The following is a 22306-nucleotide window of genomic DNA, read 5'->3' as shown; positions in this document are numbered from 1 at the left end:
ATTGAAAAAAGCTGCAAAGCCGCGCATTTCTACGCGGCCCGCCTGGAGATTCCCGTTATGAGCGAGAGTGTGTTTGCCGATCGCATCGTGCAGAACCTGCTCGACACCGACTTCTACAAATTGACCATGATGCAGGCGGTGCTGCACAACTACCCCAACGTGGAAGTCGAATGGGAGTTCCGTTGCCGTAACAGCGAGGACCTGCGGCCGTACCTGGCAGAAATCCGCTACCAGTTCGAACGCCTGGCCGAACTCAGCCTGAGCGCTGACCAACTGAGCTCCCTGGAGCGCATCAGCTTCCTCAAGCCCGACTTCCTGCGTTTTCTCGGTCTGTTCCGCTTCAACCTGCGCTACGTCTACACCGGCATCGAGGACGGCGAGCTGTTTATCCGCCTGCGCGGGCCCTGGCTGCACGTGATCCTGTTTGAAGTGCCGATGCTGGCCATCGTCAGCGAAGTGCGTAACCGCTATCGCTACCGCGAAGTGGTGCTGGAGCAGGCGCGCGAGCAGCTGTACCGCAAGTTCGACTGGCTCAGCGCCAACGCCAGCAGCGAAGAGCTTTCGGAGCTGCAGGTCGCCGACTTCGGCACCCGCCGGCGCTTCTCCTACCGCGTGCAGGAGGAAGTGGTGAACGTGCTCAAGCACGACTTCCCCGGGCGCTTCGTCGGCACCAGCAACGTGCACCTGTCGCGGGTGCTGGACATGAAGCCCCTGGGCACCATGGCCCACGAATGGATCATGGCCCACCAGCAGCTCGGCCCACGGCTGATCGACAGCCAGATCGCCGCCCTGGACTGCTGGGTCCGCGAGTACCGCGGCCTGCTGGGCATCGCCCTGACCGACTGCATCACCACCGACGCCTTTCTCGGCGACTTCGACCTGTACTTCGCCAAGCTCTTCGACGGTTTGCGCCACGATTCCGGCGACCCGATCCTGTGGGCCGAAAAAGCCATCGCCCATTACCACAAGCTGGGCATCGAGCCGATGAGCAAGACCCTGGTGTTCTCCGACAGCCTGACACTGCCCCGCTCCCTGGAGATTTTCCGGGCGCTGCGTGGTCGGATCAATGTCAGCTTCGGCATCGGCACCAACCTGACCTGTGATATTCCCGGTGTCGAGCCGATGAGCATCGTGCTTAAAATGGCCGCCTGCAATGGCCAGCCGGTCGCCAAGATCTCCGACGAAGCGGGCAAGACCCATTGCCGGGATCCGAACTTCGTAGGTTACCTGCGCCACGTTTTCCAAGTACCTGCCGCCCTTTCAGGCACATCAAGCAAGGAGTGAATCATGCAAGCCGTACAGCGTGAGATTGCGCAGCAGCTCAAGGTCCAGGCACCGTTCCAGGACCAGGCCGCCCTGGAGGCGGAAGTCGCCCGGCGCGTGACCTTTATCCAGGACTGCCTGCTCAACTCGGGGCTCAAATCCCTGGTGCTGGGCATCAGCGGCGGTGTCGACTCCCTCACCGCAGGCCTCTTGGCACAACGGGCCATGCGCGAACTGCGCGCACGCACGGGTGACGACAAGTACCGTTTCATCGCCGTGCGCCTGCCCTACGAAACCCAGTTCGACGAGCACGATGCCCAGGCCTCGGTGGACTTCATCGCCCCCGATGAGCGGCACACGGTCAATATCGGCCCTGCGGTCAAGGCCCTGGCCAATGAAGTCGCCGCCTTTGAAGGGCAGCACGCGGTGTCGGTGGATTTCGTTCTCGGTAACACCAAGGCGCGGATGCGCATGGTGGCCCAGTACACCATCGCCGGCGCCGCCCATGGCCTGGTGATCGGCACCGACCATGCGGCCGAGGCGGTGATGGGTTTCTTCACCAAGTTCGGTGACGGTGCCTGCGACCTGGCCCCCTTGAGCGGCCTGGTGAAGAACCAGGTACGGGCCATCGCCCGGCATTTCGGCGCGCCGGAGTCCCTGGTGGAAAAAGTCCCCACCGCCGACCTTGAAGACCTGTCGCCGGGCAAACCGGATGAAGCCTCCCACGGCGTCACCTACACCGAGATCGACGCCTTCCTGCACGGCCAGCCGGTGCGCGAAGAAGCGTTCAAGATCATCTGCGACACCTACCGCAAGACCCACCACAAACGCGAAATGCCCTTCGCGCCGTGAGCCCCTGCGGGCCCTGGTCCCGCTAACACCTATGGCCAGGGAGCAGGCTCCCCCCATAAAAAAAGCCGCTTTCCCTTATCAGGAAAGCGGCTTTTTTGTTGCTGCCGGGTCAACCGATCACTTCAGGACCACAGCGCCTTTCATCATCGAGTTGTGGCCTGGGAACGAGCAGAAGAACTGGTAGCTTTCGCCAGCAGTCAGCTTCGACACGTCGAAGGTCACCGAGTCTTTTTCGCCAGCACCGATGATTTTGGTGTGAGCGATAACGCGGGTGTCGCCATCTTTCAGGTAGCTCTTGTCGATGCCGGCGGCCATGCCGTCGGTGGCAATACCGGCCATGTCGGCGGTTTTGCTCAGGACCCAGTTATGGCCCATGACGTTCTTCGGCAAGCTGCCGGAGTGGGTCAGGTTGACGGTGAACGTCTTGCAGCTCTTGTCGATGGTGATTTCCTTCGTGTTGAAGGACATCTGGTCGGTGGAATCAACATCGACCTTGCATTCGGCGGCCATCAATTGGCTGCTAGCCAGTGTCAACAGGGATACCGCAACAAGTTTGGCAAACATGGTGAATCTCCAAGGCAGGGTTTAACAAAATCCATCTGAATCCATGGAGGTGAAGACTGCCTGAAAACTTCGCAAGTTCCTATGATTTGCATCAAGAAATTGTATACAACTTTCGACCTATAGCCCCGATTAAGACAATTGACCGGCCCGGGGCCGACTCGGCCTTTATGATCCGCTCATTCCCCCAGCTGGAGCACCGTCATGCCTCTCAACAGCCTGTTTCGCAGCTTGCTCGCCGCCTATGCCTGTGGGGCCAGCGGCACCCATGAAACCCCGCAACACGAGGTTTAACGTTTGGCGCATCACCCTCAAGCCATTACTCTTGGGCCCTCAATGACCTGGGAGTAAGGCATGCCATTAACGTCTGTCTGTGTGTTCTGCGGTGCCAGCACCGGCACCAACCCCGTTTACCGTGAAGCGGCCGCTGCCCTCGGGCGGGCCCTGGCCGAGCGCAAGCTGACCCTGGTCTACGGCGGTGGCGCTGTCGGGCTGATGGGGATTGTTGCCGATGCCGCCCTGGCGGCTGGCGGCGAAGTGATCGGGATCATCCCGCAAAGCCTGAAGGATTCGGAGATCGGCCACACCGGTCTGACCCGCCTGGAAGTGGTCGATGGCATGCACGCACGCAAGGCGCGCATGGCCCAATTGAGCGACGCCTTCATCGCCCTGCCAGGCGGTCTCGGCACCCTGGAAGAGCTGTTCGAAGTCTGGACCTGGGGTCAGCTGGGCTACCACGGCAAGCCGCTGGGTCTGCTGGAAGTGAACGGTTTTTATGAAAAGCTCAGTGGTTTTCTCGATCATATCGTCGGCGAAGGCTTCGTTCGGGCTCAGCACCGTGCCATGCTGCAAATGAGCGAATCGCCCGCAGAACTGCTGGATGTACTGGACGCCTGGCAACCTTCGGCCCCGGCAAAATGGGCCGAACAAAAACCCAGCTAACCGCCCAGGCCCGATACAAGGCAGAATACGCGCCGCTCAACCTCACCTTCGACCCCAAGAGGATCGCCCATGGCTAAACCTAATTACTCCTTCGCCAAACGTCAGAGAGACCTGGCAAAGGAGCAGAAGAAAGAGGAAAAGTTGCAACGCAAGAAAGCGACCGCTGAAGAAGAAGCCAGCGCACTGAACCCGGAAGCAGAAGGTGAAGTGGCAGCCGATGATAGTGACGCCGTAGACAATCAGGCTCCCCAGGCCTGATACCCGCCGGGCCCGATGTTCCGATCAGGCCCCGGGATCTGTGCCCAGGATCGGCAGCCACGCTGCCGGTCCTCACAGACCCACCCCTTGACCCACGGGTCTCGCCCCCTCAAAAAATCCCGTTCGCCAGCCCCGCCGTTGGTACAACCACGCCTGGGTGAAAGCCCGGCAAACCGCAGTCACTCCAGGGGCATCACCGTGACCTGCACTTCCGGATCGTGGTTGCCGCCGCCCAGAATCACCCCGCGCAGCGGCGAGACATCGGAAAAATCCCGACCCCAGGCCAGGGTGATGTGTTCCAGCGCCGGCTGGACGTTGTTGGTCGGGTCGAAATCCACCCAACCCAGCACCGGACAAAACACCGAAACCCAGGCGTGGGACGCATCGGCGCCAATCAGCCTGGGTTGCCCGGGCGGTGGCTGGGTCAACAGGTAGCCGCTGACATAACGCGCCGCCAACCCGCGGGAACGCACGCAGGCGAGCATCAGGTGGGCAAAGTCCTGGCACACGCCGCGCCGCCGTTCCAGCACTTCCACCAGGGGCGTAGCGACCTGGGTAGCCTCGGCGTCGAAGGTGAACTCGCTGAAGATCTTCTCCATCAGCGCCTGCACCCCGAGCAATAGCGGGCGCCCGCTCGGGAAACAGCTCGCGGAAAACTCGACGAAGCTTTTCTTCAGGTGCACATAGGGCGATTCAAACCGATAACGGCAGGCGTCCAGCAACGCTGCCGACAAGGGCTGGCCGCTATAGGTCAGCGCGCTGCGGGTTTCATCCCAGGCCGGGGATTGGCTGAAATCCAGCAGCGGCCGGGCCAGCACCTCGACCGTCAGCTGGGCATTGACCAGCAACTCATCATGGGGCCGCTCGAACGCCAGGCGGGTCAGCGGATTGCCGAACACATCCAGCTCATCGCGGCGCACCGTCGGCTCCGGGCTGATCAGCAACTGCTGTTCGGTGCAACGCTGCCAGGCGCAGGCTCGCGGCCACAAGTGAGCCAGTTGCTGAGCCAGGGACACAGGACTGTCGTAGTGATAATGAGTGTCGTGAAAGATCTGGTACCGGGCGCTCATCAGACAGACACCGTTTGTTGGCTGACATCGTCGACATGGGCGAAATGGCGCAAGGCCAGGCGATCGGACACCTGACTGCTGACATCGGCGATCTCCTGCAACAGGTCGGCCAGGCCATCGATGGCGGCGTGCACGCTGGCTTCGCCAAACAGGGAGTTTTCCAGGCAGCCCAGGTCAAAACGCGACAGGCGCTCCACCAGTTTGGGCAGGCCGGCTTCGCGGGGGGCACCGAAGTCATCGTTCAAGCGCTTCAGGGTGCGGGTCACCAGTTTCAACTGGAACAGCACGGCGTGCGGGTTCTGCTCATCCAGCAGCAGCAAGTCGAGCACCGGGATCAACTGCGCCACCGCCAGGTAGCGCGAGCGGTAGGTGATGCTGCTGTTGCCCAACTCCAGCAGCCACTCCAGCCCGGCCTGATCGAACGCGCCAGTGCCACGCAGGAATGCGGCAAGGCTGGCGCTGAGAAACTGCAGGCGCTCGATGCGCCGGCCGATCATCAGGAAGCGCCAGCCCTCGTCGCGGGTCATGTCGTCCAGGGCAAACCCGGACAGCGCCGCCAGGGACATCACCAAGCGGTTGAGAAAGTCCAGCAGCTCGCCAAAGTCCGGCTCCTCGGTGTCCAGTTCCAGGGCTTCGCGCTGCAACTCCACCAGGGCCTGCCAGTTTTCCCGGGACAGCTTGCCGCGCACCTGGGACGCCGCCCACTGCAAGCGTTGCAGATTGGACCGCAGGCTGAACGACCAGTCGTCACCCAGCAGCGCCGCCAGCAAGCGCTCCGGCAGCTCACCTTCATCCGGCAGCAGCATCAGGCTTTCGCCCAGGTCGACGGCGGCCTGCAAGGCCTGTGGGTCATCGCCGTCGACGTAGCGCGCGAGCATGATCCGCAACAGCCGCGCGCTGTCATCGCAACGCTCGCAATAACGGCCAAACCAGAACAGGTTCTCCACCACCCGCGACGGCAGGTACGGATCGCGCCGCACCAGGTCGTACACACCAATGGTGCGCTGGCCCTTCCACTGCTCGCCGCTGGGCGCCCGTTCGCCAAGCACCCAGGTGTCCTTGCTCGCGCCACCGCGCTGCATCGACACCACTTCGGCATCCGCATCGGCGGCGACCCGGGTCAAGCCCCCGGGCAACACCCGATAGCCTTCGGCACTGGCCACGGCGTAGACCCGCATGCCGATCGCACGGGGCTGCAACTGGCCGTCCTCGGCCTGCCAGATCGGCGCCTGGGACAGCTGCGCCAACTCCTGGGCGACATAGGCATAGGGCCGCGCCCGCATCCGCTCGGCCAACGCCACGCGCTGCTCCGGGGTCAGGTCGCGGCCGAACAGCGGCGCGAAGCTTTGCGAGGGAAACGCCGGCTTGATCAGCAGCTCCGGCATTTTCTCCAGGGCCTGGGCCAGCACCGGCGCCTCGCCGCACCACCAGGTGGCCACCGACGGCAGTATCAGCTCTTCGCCGAACAGGTATTGGTTGATCTTCGGCAGGAAGCCGAGCAGCCCTGGAGACTCCAGCACCCCGCTGCCCAGGGCATTGGCCACCAGCACCCGGCCCTGACGCACCACCTCCAGCAGCCCGGGCACGCCGAGCGCCGAGTCGGTGCGCAGCTCCAGTGGGTCGCAGAAGTCATCGTCCAGGCGGCGCATGATGGCGTGCACCCGGCGCAGCCCGCTGAGGGTTTTCAGGTAGACCGTGGCATCGCGCACGGTCAGGTCGCCGCCCTCGACCAGGGGGTAGCCCAGCTGCCGCGCCAGGTACAGGTGTTCGAAATAGCTTTCATTGAAGCGCCCCGGCGTCAGCAGCACGATCAGTGGCGCTTCCTCGTCTCGCGGAGCCTGGCGGGCCAGGGTTTCCTGCAAGGTGCGGAAGAACCCGGCCAGGTGCTGCACTTGCAGGTCCCGGTACAGATCGGGAAAGGCCCGGGACACGATCATCCGGTTTTCCAGGGCATAACCGGCGCCGGAGGGCGCCTGGGTGCGGTCGGCGGTGACCCACCAGCGGCCATCGGGGGTGCGCGCCAGATCCACCGCGTACAGGTGCAGGAAGGCGCCGTCAGGTGGCTGGATACCCTGGCACGGCCACAGGAAATTGTTATGGCCAAACACCAGCTCAGCCGGCAGCAGGCCTTCGCTGATCAGGCGCTGCGGCCCGTAGAGGTCGGCCAGCACGGCGTTGAGCAGGCGCGCGCGCTGGGCGATCCCGGCCGACAAATGCTGCCACTCGTCCGCGGGAATCACATGGGGCAGCAAGTCCAGCTCCCAGGGCCGGTCGGCGCCCTTGGGATCGGCGTAGACGTTATAGGTGACGCCGTTCTCGTGAATTTGCCGGGTCAGCAGCGCCTGGCGCTGGGCCAACTGCGTCGGCGTGCTCCGTTGCAATTGCTCGAGCAGGCGCTGCCAGTGCGGCCGGACCGCACCGCTGTCGTCCAGCAGTTCATGGTAAGTACCCGCCGTCAGCGGGTAGCGGGCAAGCAGGTCGGGCATGGAAAACTCGGCAGACAGCAAGGACCGTCAGATTAACGCAGACACATGACGCCCGGATATTCGAATCCTCCGGACGTCGCGTCTGCTTTAGAAGCGTCGTAAATCGAGCGTCATCGGCAACTCGTCGTTGATGCTCAAGCTCGGCACGGGCAGGGTTCCCGGGGTGTGGCCCAGGCGGAAAAAGCGCGCCATACGCCGGCTTTCCGCCTCATTGGCGTTGACCGGCAGGCTGTCGTAGTTCCGCCCGCCCGGGTGCGCGACGTGGTACTGGCAACCGCCCAGGGAGCGCTGCATCCAGGTGTCGAGCAGGTCGAACACCAGCGGCGCATGCACCGGGATGGTCGGTTGCAGACAGTTGGCCGGCTGCCAGGCGCGATAGCGCACGCCAGCGACAAACTCACCGACCCGGCCGGTTGGCTGCAACGGCACCGCCACCCCGTTGCAGGTCAGGATGTAGCGTTGCGGTGCCAGCCCACTGAGCTTGACCTGCAGGCGCTCCAGCGAGGAGTCGACGTAACGCACCGTGCCGCCGGCCGTGCCCTCTTCCCCCAGCACATGCCAGGGTTCCAGGGCCTGGCGCAGTTCCAGCTCGATACCGCTGACCGCGTAATCCCCCACCTTCGGGAATCGAAACTCCAGGTGCGCGGCAAACCATTCGGCGCGCAGCCCGTAGCCGGCCGCATTGAGCTCGACAATGACGTCGGCGAAGTCCTGCTCGATAAAGTGCGGCAGCATAAAGCGGTCATGCAGCTCGGTGCCCCAGCGCGCCAGCTTGGCCGGCGCATAAGGTTCGCGCCAGAAGCGCGCCACCAGGGCCCGCAGCAGCAGTTGCTGGGCCAGGCTCATGCGCGCATGGGGCGGCATCTCGAAGGCCCGCAGCTCCAGCAGCCCCAGGCGTCCAGTGGCACCGTCCGGCGAATACAGTTTGTCGATGCAGAACTCAGCCCGGTGTGTATTGCCGGTGACGTCGATCAGCAGGTTGCGCAGCAGCCGGTCCACCAGCCACGGCGCGCACTCCTGGCCTGGTTCGGGCATTTGCGCGAAGGCGATTTCCAGCTCGTACAAGGCATCGTTGCGCGCCTCGTCGACCCGGGGCGCCTGGGAGGTCGGCCCGATAAACAACCCGGAAAACAGGTAGGACAACGAGGGGTGGTTGTGCCAGTAACTGATGAGGCTGCGCAGCAGGTCCGGGCGCCGCAGGAAGGGCGAGTCCGCTGGGGTCGCGCCGCCGAGGACGAAGTGGTTGCCGCCACCGGTACCGGTGTGGCGCCCGTCGATCATGAATTTCTCGGTGGTCAGGCGGTTCTGCCGCGCCTCTTCGTAGAGAAACTCGGTGCGCTCCACCAACTCGTCCCAACTGGCCGAAGGCTGCACGTTGACCTCGATCACACCCGGGTCCGGGGTGACCCTGAAGTTGCTCAGGCGCGGATCACTGGGCGGCTCGTACCCTTCCAGCAACACCGGGCTGTGCAACTCCTCGGCGGTGGCTTCGATGGCGCTCACCAGCTCCAGGTAATCCTCCACTCGCTCCAGCGGCGGCATAAACAGATAAAGACGCCCCTCACGCGCCTCGGCGCAGAGCGCAGTGCGCGTCAGCCAGTCGGCGGACTCATCGATGGCCGGTACCCGCTCATCCACCGGAGACGGTTCGCCATGGCTGTGCAGTTGCTGGCTGCCGGGCAGCTCGGCGAACTCCTGATTGGGGTCGGTCGGGTGAATGAACGGGTACTCCGCTGCCTTGACCCAGGGTTGGGACCCCAGGGGCAGGCGATAACCCAGGGGCGAATCCCCGGGAATCAGCCGGCAGTGACTGTCGCGCAGGTACCAGCGGCCGCTCTGCCACTGGTCGCCCTTGGCCGTGCGCGCCAGGGGCAAGACCTGGCCGATGACCTTGTCCAGGCCCTGGCTGAACACCTTATGCAGCCGCGCGCGTTCCAGGGCATCGTCCAGGCGCGAATCTTCGGCGGTGACGTTGGACGGCAAGGCACCCTCGCGCCACAGGTAGTAGAAATTGTCTTCGTAAGCCGCAAACACGAAGCGCGCCGGCAGCTTCAGGCGCTCGGCGACACTCGCCAGAAAACGTCCAGCCAGCAGGCCATCGGCGCCGTAGTCCTGATGCTCATCGGCGATCAAGGCGCTGTTGTGCCAGATCGGCACACCGTCCCGCCGCCAGTAGCAGTTCAACGACCAGCGCGGCAGTTGCTCGCCGGGGTACCACTTGCCCTGGCCGAAATGCACCAGGCCCTTGGGCGCGTAGTGATTGCGCATGCGCTGGAACAACTCGGCGGACAGCCGGCGCTTGTCGGCACCCAGGGCTGCGGTGTTCCACTCGGCACCGTCCGGGTCGTCGATCGAGACAAAGGTCGGCTCGCCGCCCATGGTCAGGCGCACATCGCCTTGCAGCAGGTCGGCGTCAATCTGCCGCCCCAGGGTCTGGATCGCCAGCCACTGCTCTTCGGTGTAGGGCTTGGTGACCCGAGGGGCTTCCCAGATCCGCTCAACCGACATTTCGTGGGTGAATTCGCACTCGCAAGGCTCCACCAGGCCGCTGATAGGCGCCGCAGAGGACGGATCGGGGCTGCACGCCAACGGAATGTGCCCTTCGCCGGCAAACAGCCCGGAGGTGGCATCCAGGCCGATCCAGCCCGCACCCGGCAAATAGACTTCGCACCAGGCATGCAGGTCGGTGAAGTCGACCTCGGTGCCCGAGGGGCCATCGAGGGCCTTTACATCCGCGGTCAGTTGAATCAGGTAGCCCGAAACGAATCGCGCCGCCAGCCCCAGGTTGCGCAGCAGCTGGACCAGCAGCCAGGCCGAGTCGCGGCAGGAGCCCGAGGCGTTGTCCAGGGTCTGCTCCGGGGTCTGGACCCCGGGTTCCATGCGAATCAGGTAGCCGATGTCTTCGCTCAGGCGCTGGTTGAGGGCCACCAGGAAATCCACTGCCGGCAGTGGCGTGCGGTCGATGCCATCCAGGTAGGCCTGGAATTTCGGGGTCAGCGGCAAGGTTTCCAGATACGGCGCCAGCTCGCGCTGTTCGTCGGCGGCGTAGACAAAGGGGATTTGCTCGGCGTAGGGCTCAAGGAAAAAGTCGAACGGGTTGAACACCGCCATCTCGGCCAGCAGATCGACCTCGATCCGCAGCTCGCTGGTTTTTTCCGGGAACACCAGGCGTGCCAGGTAGTTGCCCTGGGGGTCCTGCTGCCAGTTGATGAAGTGCTGCTCAGGCAAAACCTTCAGCGCATAGGAGAGAATCCGCGTACGGCTGTGGGCGGCCGGGCGCAGGCGCACGATCTGCGGGCCGAGTTCGACCGCGCGGTCGTAGCGGTAATGCGTGACATGGTGCAATGCGACATGGATCGACACGGCGTGCCTCCTGCGAGCCTGGGCGGTGAAAGAAAGCGCGCAAGACTTATGCCATCCCGCCCCGCCAACGCTTTCCACTGTGACTCAACGCAGTACAGCACCAAAACCGCGCAGTGCGTGCATTGCCGTGCAAGGGTTGCACACAAATGCGGCAGGCACGGTGCGATACCTCACCCGCGCTTGCCCGGTCCCTTGGCCTCACGCTTGATGCGCTGGCGTTCGTGGCGAATCTGCACAAGCTGCTTGCGCATCTCCCGATGGCGTCGGCTGTTGAGTAACAACAGGCCGAGCAATGGCAGCAACAGCGCAAAGCCATACAGGCCCGGGTGCGGCCCATACCGGTACATCGGCACCAGCGCCGCCAGGCACAGCAGGAAATACCCCGCCACCAGCCACGCCGCCCATTCCCGCCCGCGCACAATCATCAGGTTGCCGAACACCAGCAGCGTCACCAGCACCAACATGCCGAGCCCGACATTATCGGTACTGCGCGAAGGCTCCAGCATGCGCCAATAGGTGGTGCCGGCCAGGGACAGCAGGATCGAGCCACTGAAGCAGCCGAGCAGGATCGTGAGCATGAAGGTCGGAAAATAACGCGCAAGGAAATCCACCGTCCGGCCACCGCCAATCATTCGTCGAACTCCTCGTAGAGACCCAGCGCGATGGCTTTTTGCACCACGTATTCTTTCGCCGCTTTGATGTTGCCGGATCTAAGGCTGCCGCCGGTACTCAGCGTGGCGCCGAGGGCATCCTGCATCTGGGTCAGGGTCGCGTGACTGATCTGCGTTGTCGAATAGCGCTTGGGCAAGACACCGGCACGCTGGCGCAGCTTCAACAGTTTGGCGGTCAGGCTCGGGTCCCGCAGGCTCAACAGCTCGTTGGTCAACTTGGCCCGTTCCTGGCGGTTGAGGCCCTTGAGCAACTGCGTCCAGCTTCTGCCGGCGTTGGCCGCTTTGCTGGCCTTGAGCAGCCTGTAGGTGGTCAGCGCTGATCCACCGACCCCCACCAGGGAAATGCCATCGAGAATCGGCGAGACGACGTTGTACCACTCGGCATCGTCCATGCGGTCGTTGGCCGCCGGGTCCTGGACCTCGTTGGCCACCCGCACACCCCCGATCACGCATTGAGCGGTGCCGGCCATCGCTGCCGAAGCCCCCAGCACCACCAGCCAGGCACTGGCGCCGGCGGTGAAAGGCACGGCAATGCTGCCACTGAACACCACCACCCAGCCGATCACCGCGGCCGTGCAGGCCAGGGTGGTGTTGAAGGACTCACTGGCCAGCCGCGACTCCCGCGGGTTGTTCTTCACCTGGTCGACAAACTGCTGGGGCGCGATGTAGCGCTTGGCCTCCCGCAGAATCAGCCGTTTGGGCCGGATGCTGCAGATCGGCCGAAATTCGCGCAGGGTGATCACATTGAAGTCGGCATCGATGTACACCACCCCGGCGCCGGCAATCGAGGGGTCGGTATCGATGGCGGCAAACAGCCGCGGCAGGTTGATCTGGCTTTCGATCCGCTGGCGGGCAAGAACCTGCGTCAGGCGCAGGTCTCCGATCACTTCGTCTAAAGCGCTGGTCACGGGATTCGTCCTTGATCTCATGGGTGAAAAGTCGGCCTGCCATGCGTCAGCTGGTAGCTGCCTCGGGCACGTCGGCGGTGCAGGCTGGCGCCACCTTAACAAAGCCGGCAGGACTTTTAAGACCGGCAGCGCGGCAAAATGTTTCGCCGGAATGCAAAACGCCAGCCCTGAGGCTGGCGTTGCGCTTAACGCGGTACGACCGGTTTACGCGCGGGCTTGGGGCCCTTGCCCTTGGCCGCATCCTTGCGTTCCTTGGCCGCCTGCTGGTTGCGGGCGAAAGCCGCCGCCTTGGCCTGCTCGCGTTTGTCCCACGAGTTGCCGCCATCGCTGGCCCGTGGTGGCAGGCCGGTGTGCTGGGTCAGGATCTTGGTGGTCTTCTCGCCGGCCACTTTGTGGCTGCCAGCCGGCGTCGAGTTCTTGCGACGGGCGCTCTGGTAGCTGTCGGTGGCCGGCTGGTGCAACGGGATCAACTGGTTCTTGCCCGGCCCGATCAGGTCGGCGCGGCCCATGCGGGTCAAGGCTTCACGCAGCATCGGCCAGCCTTTCGGGTCGTGATAACGCAAGAACGCCTTGTGCAGGCGACGCTGCTCCTCGCTCTTGACGATGGTCACCGCGTCGCTCTTGTAGGTCACCTTGCGCAGCGGGTTCTTGCCCGAGTGGTACATGGCGGTGGCGGTGGCCATCGGCGACGGGTAGAACGCCTGCACCTGGTCGGCACGGAAGCCGTTGCCCTTGAGCCACAGGGCCAGGTTCATCATGTCTTCGTCGGTGGTACCAGGGTGCGCAGCGATGAAGTATGGAATCAGGTACTGCTCTTTCCCGGCTTCCTTGGTGTACTTCTCGAACATGCGCTTGAACTTGTCATAGCTGCCGATGCCCGGCTTCATCATCTGGTTGAGCGGACCTTCCTCGGTGTGTTCCGGGGCGATCTTCAGGTAGCCGCCAACGTGGTGGGTCACCAGCTCTTTGACGTATTCCGGCGACTCGACCGCCAGGTCGTAGCGCAGGCCGGAAGCGATCAGGATCTTCTTCACACCCGGCAAGGCACGGGCGCTGCGATACAGCTGGATCAGCGACGAGTGGTCGGTATTCAGGTTCGGGCAGATACCCGGGAACACGCAGGACGGCTTGCGGCACGCGGATTCGATTTCCGGGCTCTTGCAGGCAATGCGGTACATGTTCGCGGTCGGGCCGCCGAGGTCGGAGATCACGCCGGTAAAGCCTGGGACCTTGTCGCGAATCTCTTCGATCTCGCGAATGATCGACTCTTCGGAACGGTTCTGGATGATCCGCCCCTCGTGCTCGGTGATCGAGCAGAAGGTACAGCCGCCGAAGCAGCCACGCATGATGTTCACCGAGAAGCGGATCATGTCGTAGGCCGGAATTTTTTCCTTGCCGTACGCCGGGTGCGGGACGCGCGCATAGGGCATGCCGAACACGTAGTCCATTTCTTCGGTGGTCATGGGAATGGGCGGCGGGTTGAACCAGACGTCCACTTCACCATGCTTCTGCACCAGCGCGCGGGCGTTGCCCGGGTTGGTTTCCAGGTGCAGCACGCGGTTGGCGTGGGCATACAGCACCGCGTCGCCACGGACCTTTTCCACCGACGGCAGGCGAATCACTGTCTTGTCCCGGGTCATCCGCGGGCTGGCCAGGATCTGCACCACCTTGGCTTCGTTGGGGTCTTCAACCGGCCCTTTCTCTTGCTCGATGGCGCAAGCCTGGGTGTCCTGCGTATTCACGTAGGGGTTGATGATCTTGTCGACCTTGCCCGGACGGTCGATGCGCGTGGAGTCGACTTCGTACCAGTCTTTCGGTGTATCGCGACGGATGAACGCGGTGCCACGCACGTCGGTGATGTCTTCGATCTTGTGACCGTAGGACAGGCGCTGGGCAACTTCGACAATCGCCCGCTCAGCGTTGCCGTACAGCAGGATATCGGCACAGGCGTCGATCAGGATCGAGTTGCGTACGCGGTCCTGCCAATAGTCGTAGTGGGCGATACGGCGCAGGGACGCTTCGATGCCGCCGAGGACGATCGGCACATTCTTGTAGGCTTCCTTGCAGCGCTGGCTGTAGACCAGGCTGGCGCGATCCGGACGTTTGCCAGCCATGCCACCTGGGGTGTAGGCGTCATCGGAACGGATCTTTTTATCGGCGGTGTAGCGGTTGATCATCGAATCCATGTTGCCGGCCGCGACGCCGAAGAACAGGTTCGGCTCGCCGAGCTTCATGAAATCGTCTTTGGACTGCCAGTTCGGCTGGGCAATGATCCCGACGCGAAAGCCCTGGGACTCCAGCAGCCGGCCGATGATCGCCATGCCGAACGACGGGTGATCGACATAGGCATCACCGGTCACGATGATGATGTCGCATGAATCCCAGCCGAGCTGATCCATCTCCTCCCTGCTCATCGGCAGGAACGGCGCTGGCCCGAAACATTCGGCCCAGTACTTGGGATAGTCAAAGAGAGGCTTGGCTGCTTGCATCATGTCGATAACCGGTGTTGGCTTTCATTGAATTTCGCGGGCGCGGAATATAGCACAAAAAATGACCAATTCCGACTGCAACGGTCGGAAATATCAGCGCCGGGCTTGGGACCTGCCGCCGGGAGCCTGATGCTCCGGCGGGCTTACTCGTCGTCGAAGTTGTAGCTGCCTGGGGCCAGGTTTTCGAAGCGGGTGTACTTGCCGATAAACGCCAGTCGCGAGGTACCGATCGGACCGTTCCGCTGCTTGCCGATAATGATCTCGGCGATGCCCTTGTGCTCGGTTTCCGGGTGGTACACCTCGTCCCGGTACACGAACATGATGACGTCGGCATCCTGCTCGATGGCTCCGGATTCCCGCAAGTCGGAGTTGATCGGGCGCTTGTTCGGGCGTTGCTCCAGGGAGCGGTTGAGCTGCGACAGCGCCACCACCGGGCAGTTGAACTCTTTGGCCAGGGCTTTCAGGGAGCGAGAGATTTCCGAAATCTCGTTGGTCCGGTTATCGCCGCCCGAACCCGGGATCTGCATCAACTGCAGGTAGTCGATCATGATCAGCGCGACTTCGCCGTGCTCACGCACCAGGCGTCGGGTCCGCGCACGCATTTCCGAGGGGCTGATACCGGCCGTATCGTCGATGAACAACTTGCGATCATTGAGCAGGTTGACCGCCGAAGTCAGGCGCGGCCAATCGTCGTCGTCCAGGCGGCCGGCCCGGACCTTGGTTTGATCGATCCGCCCCAGGGACGACAACATACGCATGATCAGCGATTCGCCTGGCATCTCCAGGGAGTAGACCAGTACACACTTGTCACTGCGCAGTACGGCGTTTTCCACCAGGTTCATCGCAAAGGTGGTTTTACCCATGGATGGACGGCCGGCGACGATGATCAAGTCGGACGGTTGCAGGCCGCTGGTCTTCTCGTCGAGGTCGGTGTAGCCGGTGGACAGGCCGGTAATCGCGTTGTCGGTGTTGAACAGGGTGTCGATGCGGTCGATGGCCTTGGTCAGCAGGTCATTGACGCTGACCGGGCCGCCGGTTTTCGGCCGGGCCTCGGCGATCTGGAAGATCTGCCGCTCGGCCTCGTCGAGGATCTCGGCGGCGGTGCGCCCTTCGGGGTTGAAGGCGCTGTCGGCGATTTCGGTGCTGATGCCGATCAGTTGGCGAAGGGTCGCACGCTCGCGCACGATCGCCGCATAGGCCTTGATGTTGGCCACCGACGGGGTATTTTTCGCCAGCTCGCCCAGATAGCCGAGGCCACCCACTTGCGAGGTCTGGCCTTCCTTGTCCAATTGCTCGGACAGGGTCACCACGTCGATCGGCATGTTCTGATCGGCCAGCTTGGCGATCGCACGGAAGATCAGGCGGTGGTCATGTCGATAGAAATCGCCATCCGATACTTGATCGAGCACGCGTTCCCAGGCGTTGTTGTCCAGCATCAGACCACCGAGCACGGCCTGCTCGGCCTCGATGGAATGCGGCGGCACCTTCAGGGCAGCGGTTTGCAGATCGTATTGCTCGGGAGCGGAGATATCGTTCATGGCCACTTGGAATCAGGGGAGTAAAAAACACAGGGTGCAGAAAGACAAAGGGCACGACCTGTAAACAGGATCGTGCCCGATGTTACCGACAAGCACCCGGGGGTGCCAGCCGACAAGTGCTGCTTAAGCTGCTACCACGACAACGCGTACGGTGGCTTCAACTTCGGCGTGCAGGTGCACGGCTACGTCGAATTCGCCTACGTTGCGGATGGTGCCGTTCGGCAGACGAACTTCGCTTTTTGCAACTTCAACGCCAGAGGCGGTCAGTGCATCAGCGATGTCGTGAGTACCGATCGAACCGAACAGCTTGCCTTCGTCACCGGCGGTGGCAGTGATAGTCACTTCCAGCTCAGCCAGTTGGGCAGCGCGGCTTTCAGCCGATGCTTTACGGTCTGCAGCCAGTTTTTCCAGCTCAGCACGACGCTCTTCGAACGCAGCCAGGTTGGCAGCGGTCGCAGCGGTAGCTTTGCCGTAAGGCAGCAGGTAGTTACGGCCGTAACCAGCCTTAACGTTCACTTTGTCGCCCAGGTTGCCCAGGTTGGCGACTTTTTCCAGAAGGATCAGTTGCATGTGAAAATCCTCTTAACTTTTAACCTTCACCGTTCGCGTTATCGGCGTCTTTCGGCGCCAAACGACCGCGAAAATCAATCAGGCTGTCGACGATGGCCAAGACCACCAGCAACGGATAGATCAGTTGCATGAACAGCAGCAGCGTTACGTACAACCCCACCAGCCAGAATCTGGCCAGCCGCTTCTCAGCCACCAGCCCATGAATCAGGGCCAGCCCGGCGAACACCAGCGGTACGCTGCACAACGGCGTCAACATCGCCATCTGCGGGCCGAAATTCGGTCCCAGAAGCATGCACGCCAGCAGCAACATCGCCGGCCCCAGCGGGATTCTGATAGCGCGAAACTCGCGACCAAAACCTCCAGGGTTGTACAACAACGCCTGCCAGTAGCGCCCAACAATCAGGCTCAGCACACTGACGATCTGCAACAAGGCCGCAATCAGGCCGGTCAGGACCGGTGCTATCAGCGAGGCGAGACGAGCTCGCTCTTCAACCGATAATTGCTGGTAGAGATCACCGAGGGCCAACGGCAGGATTTTTACCAACTCCTGCGAGAGCATCTCGATCTGGGGGCGGAAAGTCACACCCAGCACTCCAGCAAACACCAGGCCCAGCGCTATGCTGACCAGCAGCACACGGTTCCAGGACTCGCTTGCGCGTAAAACCAACGCAAGGCCCGAAGACCCCAGCATCACTAAAAGCGCGCGGGGATCAGCGGAATAAAACCACCAGATCAACGCTGGCAGCAGTCCCAGGGCGAGGACACCAACGGCGTCCTTCAATCCGCGCCGCAGGAGCACAAGGCTTCCCGCAGCAGCACCCAACCAATACAACAACGGCAATGCCGCACATCCAGCCACTACCAGAGTGGCCTGCACACGACCGCGCATGATGAACTCAGCTAAGGCGCGCATGCATTCAATCCCTTACTACTTGTCGACTGCCCGGTCTCAGCGGCCGTGGCTGTCGGTGTAGGCCAGCAGGGCCAGGAAGCGGGCGCGCTTGATAGCGGTGGCCAGCTGACGCTGATAACGAGCTTTGGTACCGGTGATGCGGCTTGGAACGATTTTGCCGGTCTCGGATACGTAGGCTTTCAGAGTGTTGAGATCTTTGTAATCGATCTCTTTCACGTCTTCAGCGGTGAAGCGGCAGAATTTACGACGACGGAAGAAACGTGCCATGTAATTGGCTCCTCAAAAGGTCCGTGGATTACTCGTCAGCGTTATCGCTGGCGTCGCTGTTATCGCTGTCATCGCCATCGGCGCTGTCAGAATGCTCAGGACGGTCACGACGCTCACGGCGCTCACTGCGGTTTTCTTCAGCCTTGAGCATCTCGGATTGGCCGGTAACGGCTTCTTCGCGACGGATGACCAGGTTACGGATCACTGCATCGTTGTAGCGGAAGTTGTCTTCCAGCTCGGCCAGGGCCTTGCCAGTGCACTCAACGTTCAGCATCACGTAGTGAGCCTTGTGAACATTGTTGATTGCGTAGGCCAGTTGACGACGGCCCCAATCTTCCAGACGGTGGATTTTGCCGCCGTCTTCTTCGATCAGCTTGGTGTAACGCTCAACCATGCCGCCGACTTGCTCGCTTTGATCCGGGTGGACCAAAAAGATGATTTCGTAATGACGCATGAATGCTCCTTACGGGTTGTAGCCTGCCGCTCAAAAACGGTCAGACAAGGAGTGAATGACACTTATGGATCTTGCCCCAGGGAGGCACATGCGTGCCTGCCAGGAAGGCAAGGGGCGCAATTGTAGAGAAGGGGGAGAAAGGGCGCAAGGTGATTGGTGATTATTTGAACAATCCCCCATACACCACAAAAACAAATGTGGGAGGGGGCGTACTTCCGAAAGCGGTATGCCAGTTAACCAATGCACTGGCTGACACACCGTATCCGGGAGCAAGCCCCCTCCCACACTTTGACCTGCGCCAAACTTGGTTACTTCTTGGCTTTGGCCTTGGCGCCACGCTGGCGCTGGGCTTCGAACAGGCAGACACCCGTTGCGACTGAAACGTTGAGGCTGCTGACGCTACCGGCCATCGGCAGGTGCACCAGGTAGTCGCAATGCTCGCGAGTCAGGCGACGCATGCCCTTGCCTTCAGCCCCCATGATCAGGATGGTTGGGCCGGTCAGGTCCTGGTCATAAATGCTGACCTCGGCCTCCCCCGCCGTGCCCACGATCCACAGGCCACGCTGCTGGAGCTTCTCCAGGGTGCGCGCCAGGTTGGTCACGGCCACCAGCGGAATCACTTCCGCCGCACCGCAGGCGACTTTACGCACCACAGGCGTCAAGGTCGCCGACTTGTCTTTAGGCACGATCACCGCCAGCGCACCGGCAGCATCGGCCGAGCGCAGGCAGGCGCCCAGGTTGTGCGGATCGGTCACGCCGTCGAGCACCAGCAACAGCGGTGCGCCTTCGGTACGATCGAGCAGCTCATCGAGCATCGCCTCGCCCCAGACCTGGCTCGGGCTTACGTCCGCAACCACGCCCTGGTGAACGCCTTCGACCCAGACGTCCATCTCACGACGCTCGGCTTGGCCGATCGCCACTTTGTTTTGGTTGGCCAGCTCGACCAGCGCTTGAACGCGCGGCTCACTGCGGCCTTCTGCCAACCACACCTGCTTGACGCGTTTCGGATGGTGACGCAGCAATGCTTCTACGGCGTGTACGCCGTAGATTTTTTCCAGACTCATGACTTGGCCTTAGGTTTGCGCGACCCGCCGCTTTTCGCGGGGGCCGAACCCGCTTTCGGCGGGCCTTTACGGTGTTTGCTCGGCTTCTTTTCTGCGCCCTGGGACTTTCCCCCAGACGCCGCTTTACCACCGCTTTTGGCTTCGCTGAGCAACTGCTGCTTCAACTCACGACTCTTGCGTACTTCGGCGTTTTTTGCCGCGGCATCGCTTGGGCGGTAGGCTTCGGGGGCCTTGTCCTTGGCAGACGAACGACGACCCGCCTTGGCTGGCGCAGGCTCGGCGGCCGCTGCTTTCGCAGGAGCACCTTTACCTTTCGCGGCCGGTGCTGCGGTTTCGTTGCCACGTTTTTTACGGCCAGTCGGCTCAACAGGCTTGTCCGGCATGCCGAAGTCGATCTTGCGCTCGTCCAAGTCGACGCGCATGACCTGTACTTCCACGGTATCGCCCAGACGGAAGCTGCGACCGGTGCGCTCGCCCGCCAGGCGGTGATGCACAGGATCGAAGTGGTAGTAGTCACCCGGCAAGGCGGTGACATGCACCAGGCCTTCGACGTAGATGTCAGTCAGCTCGACGAACAGACCAAAGCCAGTCACCGCGGTGATCACGCCCGGGAACGACTCGCCCACGCGGTCTTTCATGAACTCGCACTTGAGCCAGTTCACGACGTCGCGGGTGGCTTCGTCGGCACGCCGCTCGCTCATGGAGCACTGCTCGCCCAGTTGCTCCAGGGCCGCTTCGTCGTACGGATAGATCCGCGCCTTCGGAATGGTCATGGCACCGGCGCGCTTGACGTGCGGGGTGTTCTGCTTGGAATGGATCACGCTGCGGATCGCCCGGTGCGTGAGCAGGTCCGGGTAACGGCGAATCGGCGAGGTGAAGTGGGTGTACGCCTCGTAATTCAGGCCGAAGTGGCCCTGGTTATCGGCGCTGTACACCGCCTGGCTCAGGGAGCGCAGCATCACGGTCTGGATCACGTGGTAATCCGGACGGTCCTTGATGCTGGCCAACAGTGCCTGGTAGTCCTTCGGCGTCGGGCCGTCCTTGCCTTTGTGCAGGGACAGGCCGAGCTCGCCGAGGAACGCGCGCAACTTCTCCAGACGCTCCGGCGGCGGGCCGTCGTGTACTCGGTACAACGCAGGGATCTCATGCTTCTTCAGGAATTCAGCGGTGGCCACGTTGGCCGCCAGCATGCATTCCTCGATCAGCTTGTGAGCGTCGTTGCGCGTGGTCGGGGTGATCGCGGCGATCTTGCGCTCGGAACCGAAGACAATCCGGGTTTCCTGAGTTTCAAAATCGATCGCGCCGCGCACATGCCGAGCGCCCAACAGCACCTTGTACAGTGCGTAGAGCTGCTTGAGGTGCGGCACGACATGGCCGTACTCACCGCGCAGGGTTTTGGCTTCGCTGGTTTTCGGCTGCTCCAGGATGGTGCTGACCTTGTTGTAGGTCAGGCGGGCCTGGGAGTGAATCACCGCTTCGTAGAACTGGTAGTCGGTCATTTCGCCGGTTTTCGAGATGGTCATCTCGCACACCATGGCCAAGCGGTCGACTTTCGGGTTCAGCGAGCACAAGCCGTTGGACAGCTGCTCAGGCAGCATCGGGATCACGCGCTCGGGGAAGTACACCGAGTTGCCGCGCACCTGGGCTTCGTTGTCCAGGGCCGAACCGATCTTCACGTAGCTGGAAACGTCGGCAATCGCGACGAACAACTTCCAGCCGCCGGAGAACAGGCGCAACTTGCCAGGCTTGGCTTCGCAATACACCGCGTCATCGAAGTCCCGCGCATCTTCGCCGTCAATGGTGACGAACGGCAGATGACGCAGGTCGATGCGCTTCTCTTTGTCTTTTTCTTCGACTTCCGGCTTGAGCTTGGCGGCTTCCTTGAGGACGGCCTCCGGCCAGACGTGAGGGATGTCGTAGGTACGCAGCGCGACATCGATCTCCATGCCCGGCGCCATGTAGTTGCCCACCACTTCGACCACATCGCCCTGCGGCTGGAAGCGCGGCGTCGGCCAGTGAGTGATCTTCACCTCGACGAACTGACCGACCTTGGCGTTGGCGTTGCGACCCGGGGTCACCAGCACTTCTTGCTGGATCTTCGGATTATCGGCCACGACAAAGCCGATGCCGCCCTCTTCGAAGTAACGGCCGACGATGGTCTCGTGGGCACGGGATACCACTTCAACGATCACACCTTCACGGCGACCACGACGGTCCAGGCCGGAAACACGTGCCAGGGCGCGGTCGCCATCGAACACCAGGCGCATTTGCCCTGGGCTCATGAACAGGTCGTCACTGCCGTCGTCCGGCACCAGGAAGCCGAATCCATCGCGGTGACCGCTGATGCGGCCCAGGATCAGGTCGAGCTTGTCCACCGGGGCATAGGTGCCACGACGGGTGTAAATCAGTTGAGCATCGCGCTCCATGGCGCGCAGGCGGCGGCGCAGGGCTTCGAGCTGGTCTTCTGTGGTCAGACCGAACTCCTCTACCAACTGCTCGCGGCTAGCAGGCGAACCCCGGTCAGCAAGGTGCTGCAGGATCAGTTCGCGGCTAGGAATAGGGTTTTCGTATTTTTCCGCTTCACGAGCGGCCTCGGGATCGAGGGACTGCCAATCGGCCATTAGATAAATTTCACCT

18 protein-coding genes are annotated in these 22306 nt (G+C 62.4%); 4 read left to right on the top strand and 14 right to left on the bottom strand.

Features of this window, described 5'->3' with window-relative positions:
* Positions 1-57: 57 nt before the first annotated feature.
* Together pncB and nadE are read left to right on the top strand one after the other, a co-directional pair.
* Entirely contained in the window at positions 58-1284 is a 1227-nt protein-coding gene (gene pncB / locus JFU57_RS10630; RefSeq protein WP_020299410.1) for a nicotinate phosphoribosyltransferase, read from the top strand.
* A gap of 3 nt (positions 1285-1287) precedes the next feature.
* Complete coding sequence (gene nadE, locus JFU57_RS10625) at positions 1288-2115, top strand: ammonia-dependent NAD(+) synthetase (RefSeq protein WP_020299411.1); 828 nt, start codon at positions 1288-1290, stop codon at positions 2113-2115.
* Between the two features lie 117 nt (positions 2116-2232).
* On the opposite strand, the gene azu is transcribed toward nadE, so the two are convergent.
* On the bottom strand, positions 2233-2679 hold the full coding sequence (azu, locus tag JFU57_RS10620) for an azurin (protein ID WP_020299412.1): 447 nt from the start codon (positions 2677-2679) through the stop codon (positions 2233-2235).
* Positions 2680-3030: 351 nt separating this feature from the next.
* Here azu and JFU57_RS10615 point away from each other — a divergent pair, with 351 nt between their 5' ends.
* Together JFU57_RS10615 and JFU57_RS10610 are read left to right on the top strand one after the other, a co-directional pair.
* Positions 3031-3618, top strand: a complete 588-nt coding sequence (locus tag JFU57_RS10615) for an LOG family protein (protein WP_201129206.1) — start codon at positions 3031-3033, stop codon at positions 3616-3618.
* Between the two features lie 69 nt (positions 3619-3687).
* Positions 3688-3876 (top strand): hypothetical protein, encoded by a 189-nt coding sequence (locus JFU57_RS10610; protein WP_020299414.1) that lies wholly within the window; start codon positions 3688-3690, stop codon positions 3874-3876.
* Positions 3877-4055: 179 nt separating this feature from the next.
* On the opposite strand, the gene JFU57_RS10605 is transcribed toward JFU57_RS10610, so the two are convergent.
* From JFU57_RS10605 to rnr, 13 genes are all read right to left on the bottom strand, one after another.
* Positions 4056-4946 carry a transglutaminase family protein gene (locus tag JFU57_RS10605; RefSeq protein ID WP_078469567.1) on the bottom strand — a complete coding sequence of 297 codons (891 nt, stop codon included), beginning with the start codon at positions 4944-4946 and terminating at the stop codon, positions 4056-4058.
* Positions 4946-7432, bottom strand: a complete 2487-nt coding sequence (locus tag JFU57_RS10600) for a circularly permuted type 2 ATP-grasp protein (protein WP_201129203.1) — start codon at positions 7430-7432, stop codon at positions 4946-4948. The genes JFU57_RS10605 and JFU57_RS10600 overlap by 1 nt, the downstream gene beginning before the upstream one ends.
* A gap of 87 nt (positions 7433-7519) precedes the next feature.
* Positions 7520-10795 carry a transglutaminase family protein gene (locus JFU57_RS10595; protein ID WP_201129201.1) on the bottom strand — a complete coding sequence of 1092 codons (3276 nt, stop codon included), beginning with the start codon at positions 10793-10795 and terminating at the stop codon, positions 7520-7522.
* 170 nt (positions 10796-10965) lie between these two features.
* Entirely contained in the window at positions 10966-11427 is a 462-nt protein-coding gene (locus tag JFU57_RS10590) for a hypothetical protein (RefSeq protein ID WP_078469564.1), read from the bottom strand.
* Complete coding sequence (locus JFU57_RS10585) at positions 11424-12395, bottom strand: NAD synthetase (protein ID WP_242487437.1); 972 nt, start codon at positions 12393-12395, stop codon at positions 11424-11426. Before JFU57_RS10585 ends, JFU57_RS10590 begins: the two co-directional genes overlap by 4 nt.
* Before the next feature lie 164 nt (positions 12396-12559).
* Positions 12560-14863 carry a YgiQ family radical SAM protein gene (locus tag JFU57_RS10580; protein ID WP_043230381.1) on the bottom strand — a complete coding sequence of 768 codons (2304 nt, stop codon included), beginning with the start codon at positions 14861-14863 and terminating at the stop codon, positions 12560-12562.
* A gap of 143 nt (positions 14864-15006) precedes the next feature.
* Positions 15007-16401, bottom strand: a complete 1395-nt coding sequence (dnaB, locus tag JFU57_RS10575) for a replicative DNA helicase (protein ID WP_078469562.1) — start codon at positions 16399-16401, stop codon at positions 15007-15009.
* 123 nt (positions 16402-16524) lie between these two features.
* A complete protein-coding gene (rplI, locus tag JFU57_RS10570; RefSeq protein ID WP_020299422.1) occupies positions 16525-16971 on the bottom strand; it encodes a 50S ribosomal protein L9 in 447 nt (148 codons plus the stop codon).
* A 19-nt stretch (positions 16972-16990) separates the two neighbouring features.
* Positions 16991-17884, bottom strand: coding sequence for a hypothetical protein (locus JFU57_RS10565; protein ID WP_078469561.1), 894 nt, complete (start codon positions 17882-17884; stop codon positions 16991-16993).
* A 36-nt stretch (positions 17885-17920) separates the two neighbouring features.
* Entirely contained in the window at positions 17921-18151 is a 231-nt protein-coding gene (gene rpsR / locus JFU57_RS10560; protein WP_002551829.1) for a 30S ribosomal protein S18, read from the bottom strand.
* A 28-nt stretch (positions 18152-18179) separates the two neighbouring features.
* Positions 18180-18605 (bottom strand): 30S ribosomal protein S6, encoded by a 426-nt coding sequence (rpsF, locus tag JFU57_RS10555; RefSeq protein ID WP_020299424.1) that lies wholly within the window; start codon positions 18603-18605, stop codon positions 18180-18182.
* A 308-nt stretch (positions 18606-18913) separates the two neighbouring features.
* Positions 18914-19669: a 23S rRNA (guanosine(2251)-2'-O)-methyltransferase RlmB gene (gene rlmB / locus JFU57_RS10550; protein ID WP_078469560.1), complete on the bottom strand. Its 756-nt coding sequence runs from the start codon at positions 19667-19669 to the stop codon at positions 18914-18916.
* Positions 19666-22290, bottom strand: a complete 2625-nt coding sequence (gene rnr / locus JFU57_RS10545) for a ribonuclease R (protein WP_078469559.1) — start codon at positions 22288-22290, stop codon at positions 19666-19668. Before rnr ends, rlmB begins: the two co-directional genes overlap by 4 nt.
* Positions 22291-22306: the final 16 nt, after the last annotated feature.

This window comes from Pseudomonas sp. TH07, from assembly GCF_016651285.1.
Lineage (GTDB): Bacteria > Pseudomonadota > Gammaproteobacteria > Pseudomonadales > Pseudomonadaceae > Aquipseudomonas.
Note: the sequence above shows the minus strand (reverse complement) of the source record. Positions and strands in the feature narration are given on the sequence as shown.

What these genes read in the sequence shown, in the direction of transcription:
- JFU57_RS10610 (WP_020299414.1), top strand. Translation starts at nt 3,688, where the DNA reads ATGGCTAAACCTAATTACTCCTTCGCCAAACGTCAGAGAGACCTGGCA.
- JFU57_RS10565 (WP_078469561.1), bottom strand. Translation starts at nt 17,884, where the DNA reads ATGCGCGCCTTAGCTGAGTTCATCATGCGCGGTCGTGTGCAGGCCACT.
- JFU57_RS10580 (WP_043230381.1), bottom strand. Translation starts at nt 14,863, where the DNA reads ATGCAAGCAGCCAAGCCTCTCTTTGACTATCCCAAGTACTGGGCCGAA.
- nadE (WP_020299411.1), top strand. Translation starts at nt 1,288, where the DNA reads ATGCAAGCCGTACAGCGTGAGATTGCGCAGCAGCTCAAGGTCCAGGCA.
- pncB (WP_020299410.1), top strand. Translation starts at nt 58, where the DNA reads ATGAGCGAGAGTGTGTTTGCCGATCGCATCGTGCAGAACCTGCTCGAC.
- JFU57_RS10585 (WP_242487437.1), bottom strand. Translation starts at nt 12,395, where the DNA reads ATGAGATCAAGGACGAATCCCGTGACCAGCGCTTTAGACGAAGTGATC.
- JFU57_RS10600 (WP_201129203.1), bottom strand. Translation starts at nt 7,432, where the DNA reads ATGCCCGACCTGCTTGCCCGCTACCCGCTGACGGCGGGTACTTACCAT.
- rnr (WP_078469559.1), bottom strand. Translation starts at nt 22,290, where the DNA reads ATGGCCGATTGGCAGTCCCTCGATCCCGAGGCCGCTCGTGAAGCGGAA.
- dnaB (WP_078469562.1), bottom strand. Translation starts at nt 16,401, where the DNA reads ATGAACGATATCTCCGCTCCCGAGCAATACGATCTGCAAACCGCTGCC.
- rpsF (WP_020299424.1), bottom strand. Translation starts at nt 18,605, where the DNA reads ATGCGTCATTACGAAATCATCTTTTTGGTCCACCCGGATCAAAGCGAG.
- rpsR (WP_002551829.1), bottom strand. Translation starts at nt 18,151, where the DNA reads ATGGCACGTTTCTTCCGTCGTCGTAAATTCTGCCGCTTCACCGCTGAA.
- JFU57_RS10615 (WP_201129206.1), top strand. Translation starts at nt 3,031, where the DNA reads ATGCCATTAACGTCTGTCTGTGTGTTCTGCGGTGCCAGCACCGGCACC.
- JFU57_RS10605 (WP_078469567.1), bottom strand. Translation starts at nt 4,946, where the DNA reads ATGAGCGCCCGGTACCAGATCTTTCACGACACTCATTATCACTACGAC.
- rplI (WP_020299422.1), bottom strand. Translation starts at nt 16,971, where the DNA reads ATGCAACTGATCCTTCTGGAAAAAGTCGCCAACCTGGGCAACCTGGGC.
- JFU57_RS10590 (WP_078469564.1), bottom strand. Translation starts at nt 11,427, where the DNA reads ATGATTGGCGGTGGCCGGACGGTGGATTTCCTTGCGCGTTATTTTCCG.
- rlmB (WP_078469560.1), bottom strand. Translation starts at nt 19,669, where the DNA reads ATGAGTCTGGAAAAAATCTACGGCGTACACGCCGTAGAAGCATTGCTG.
- azu (WP_020299412.1), bottom strand. Translation starts at nt 2,679, where the DNA reads ATGTTTGCCAAACTTGTTGCGGTATCCCTGTTGACACTGGCTAGCAGC.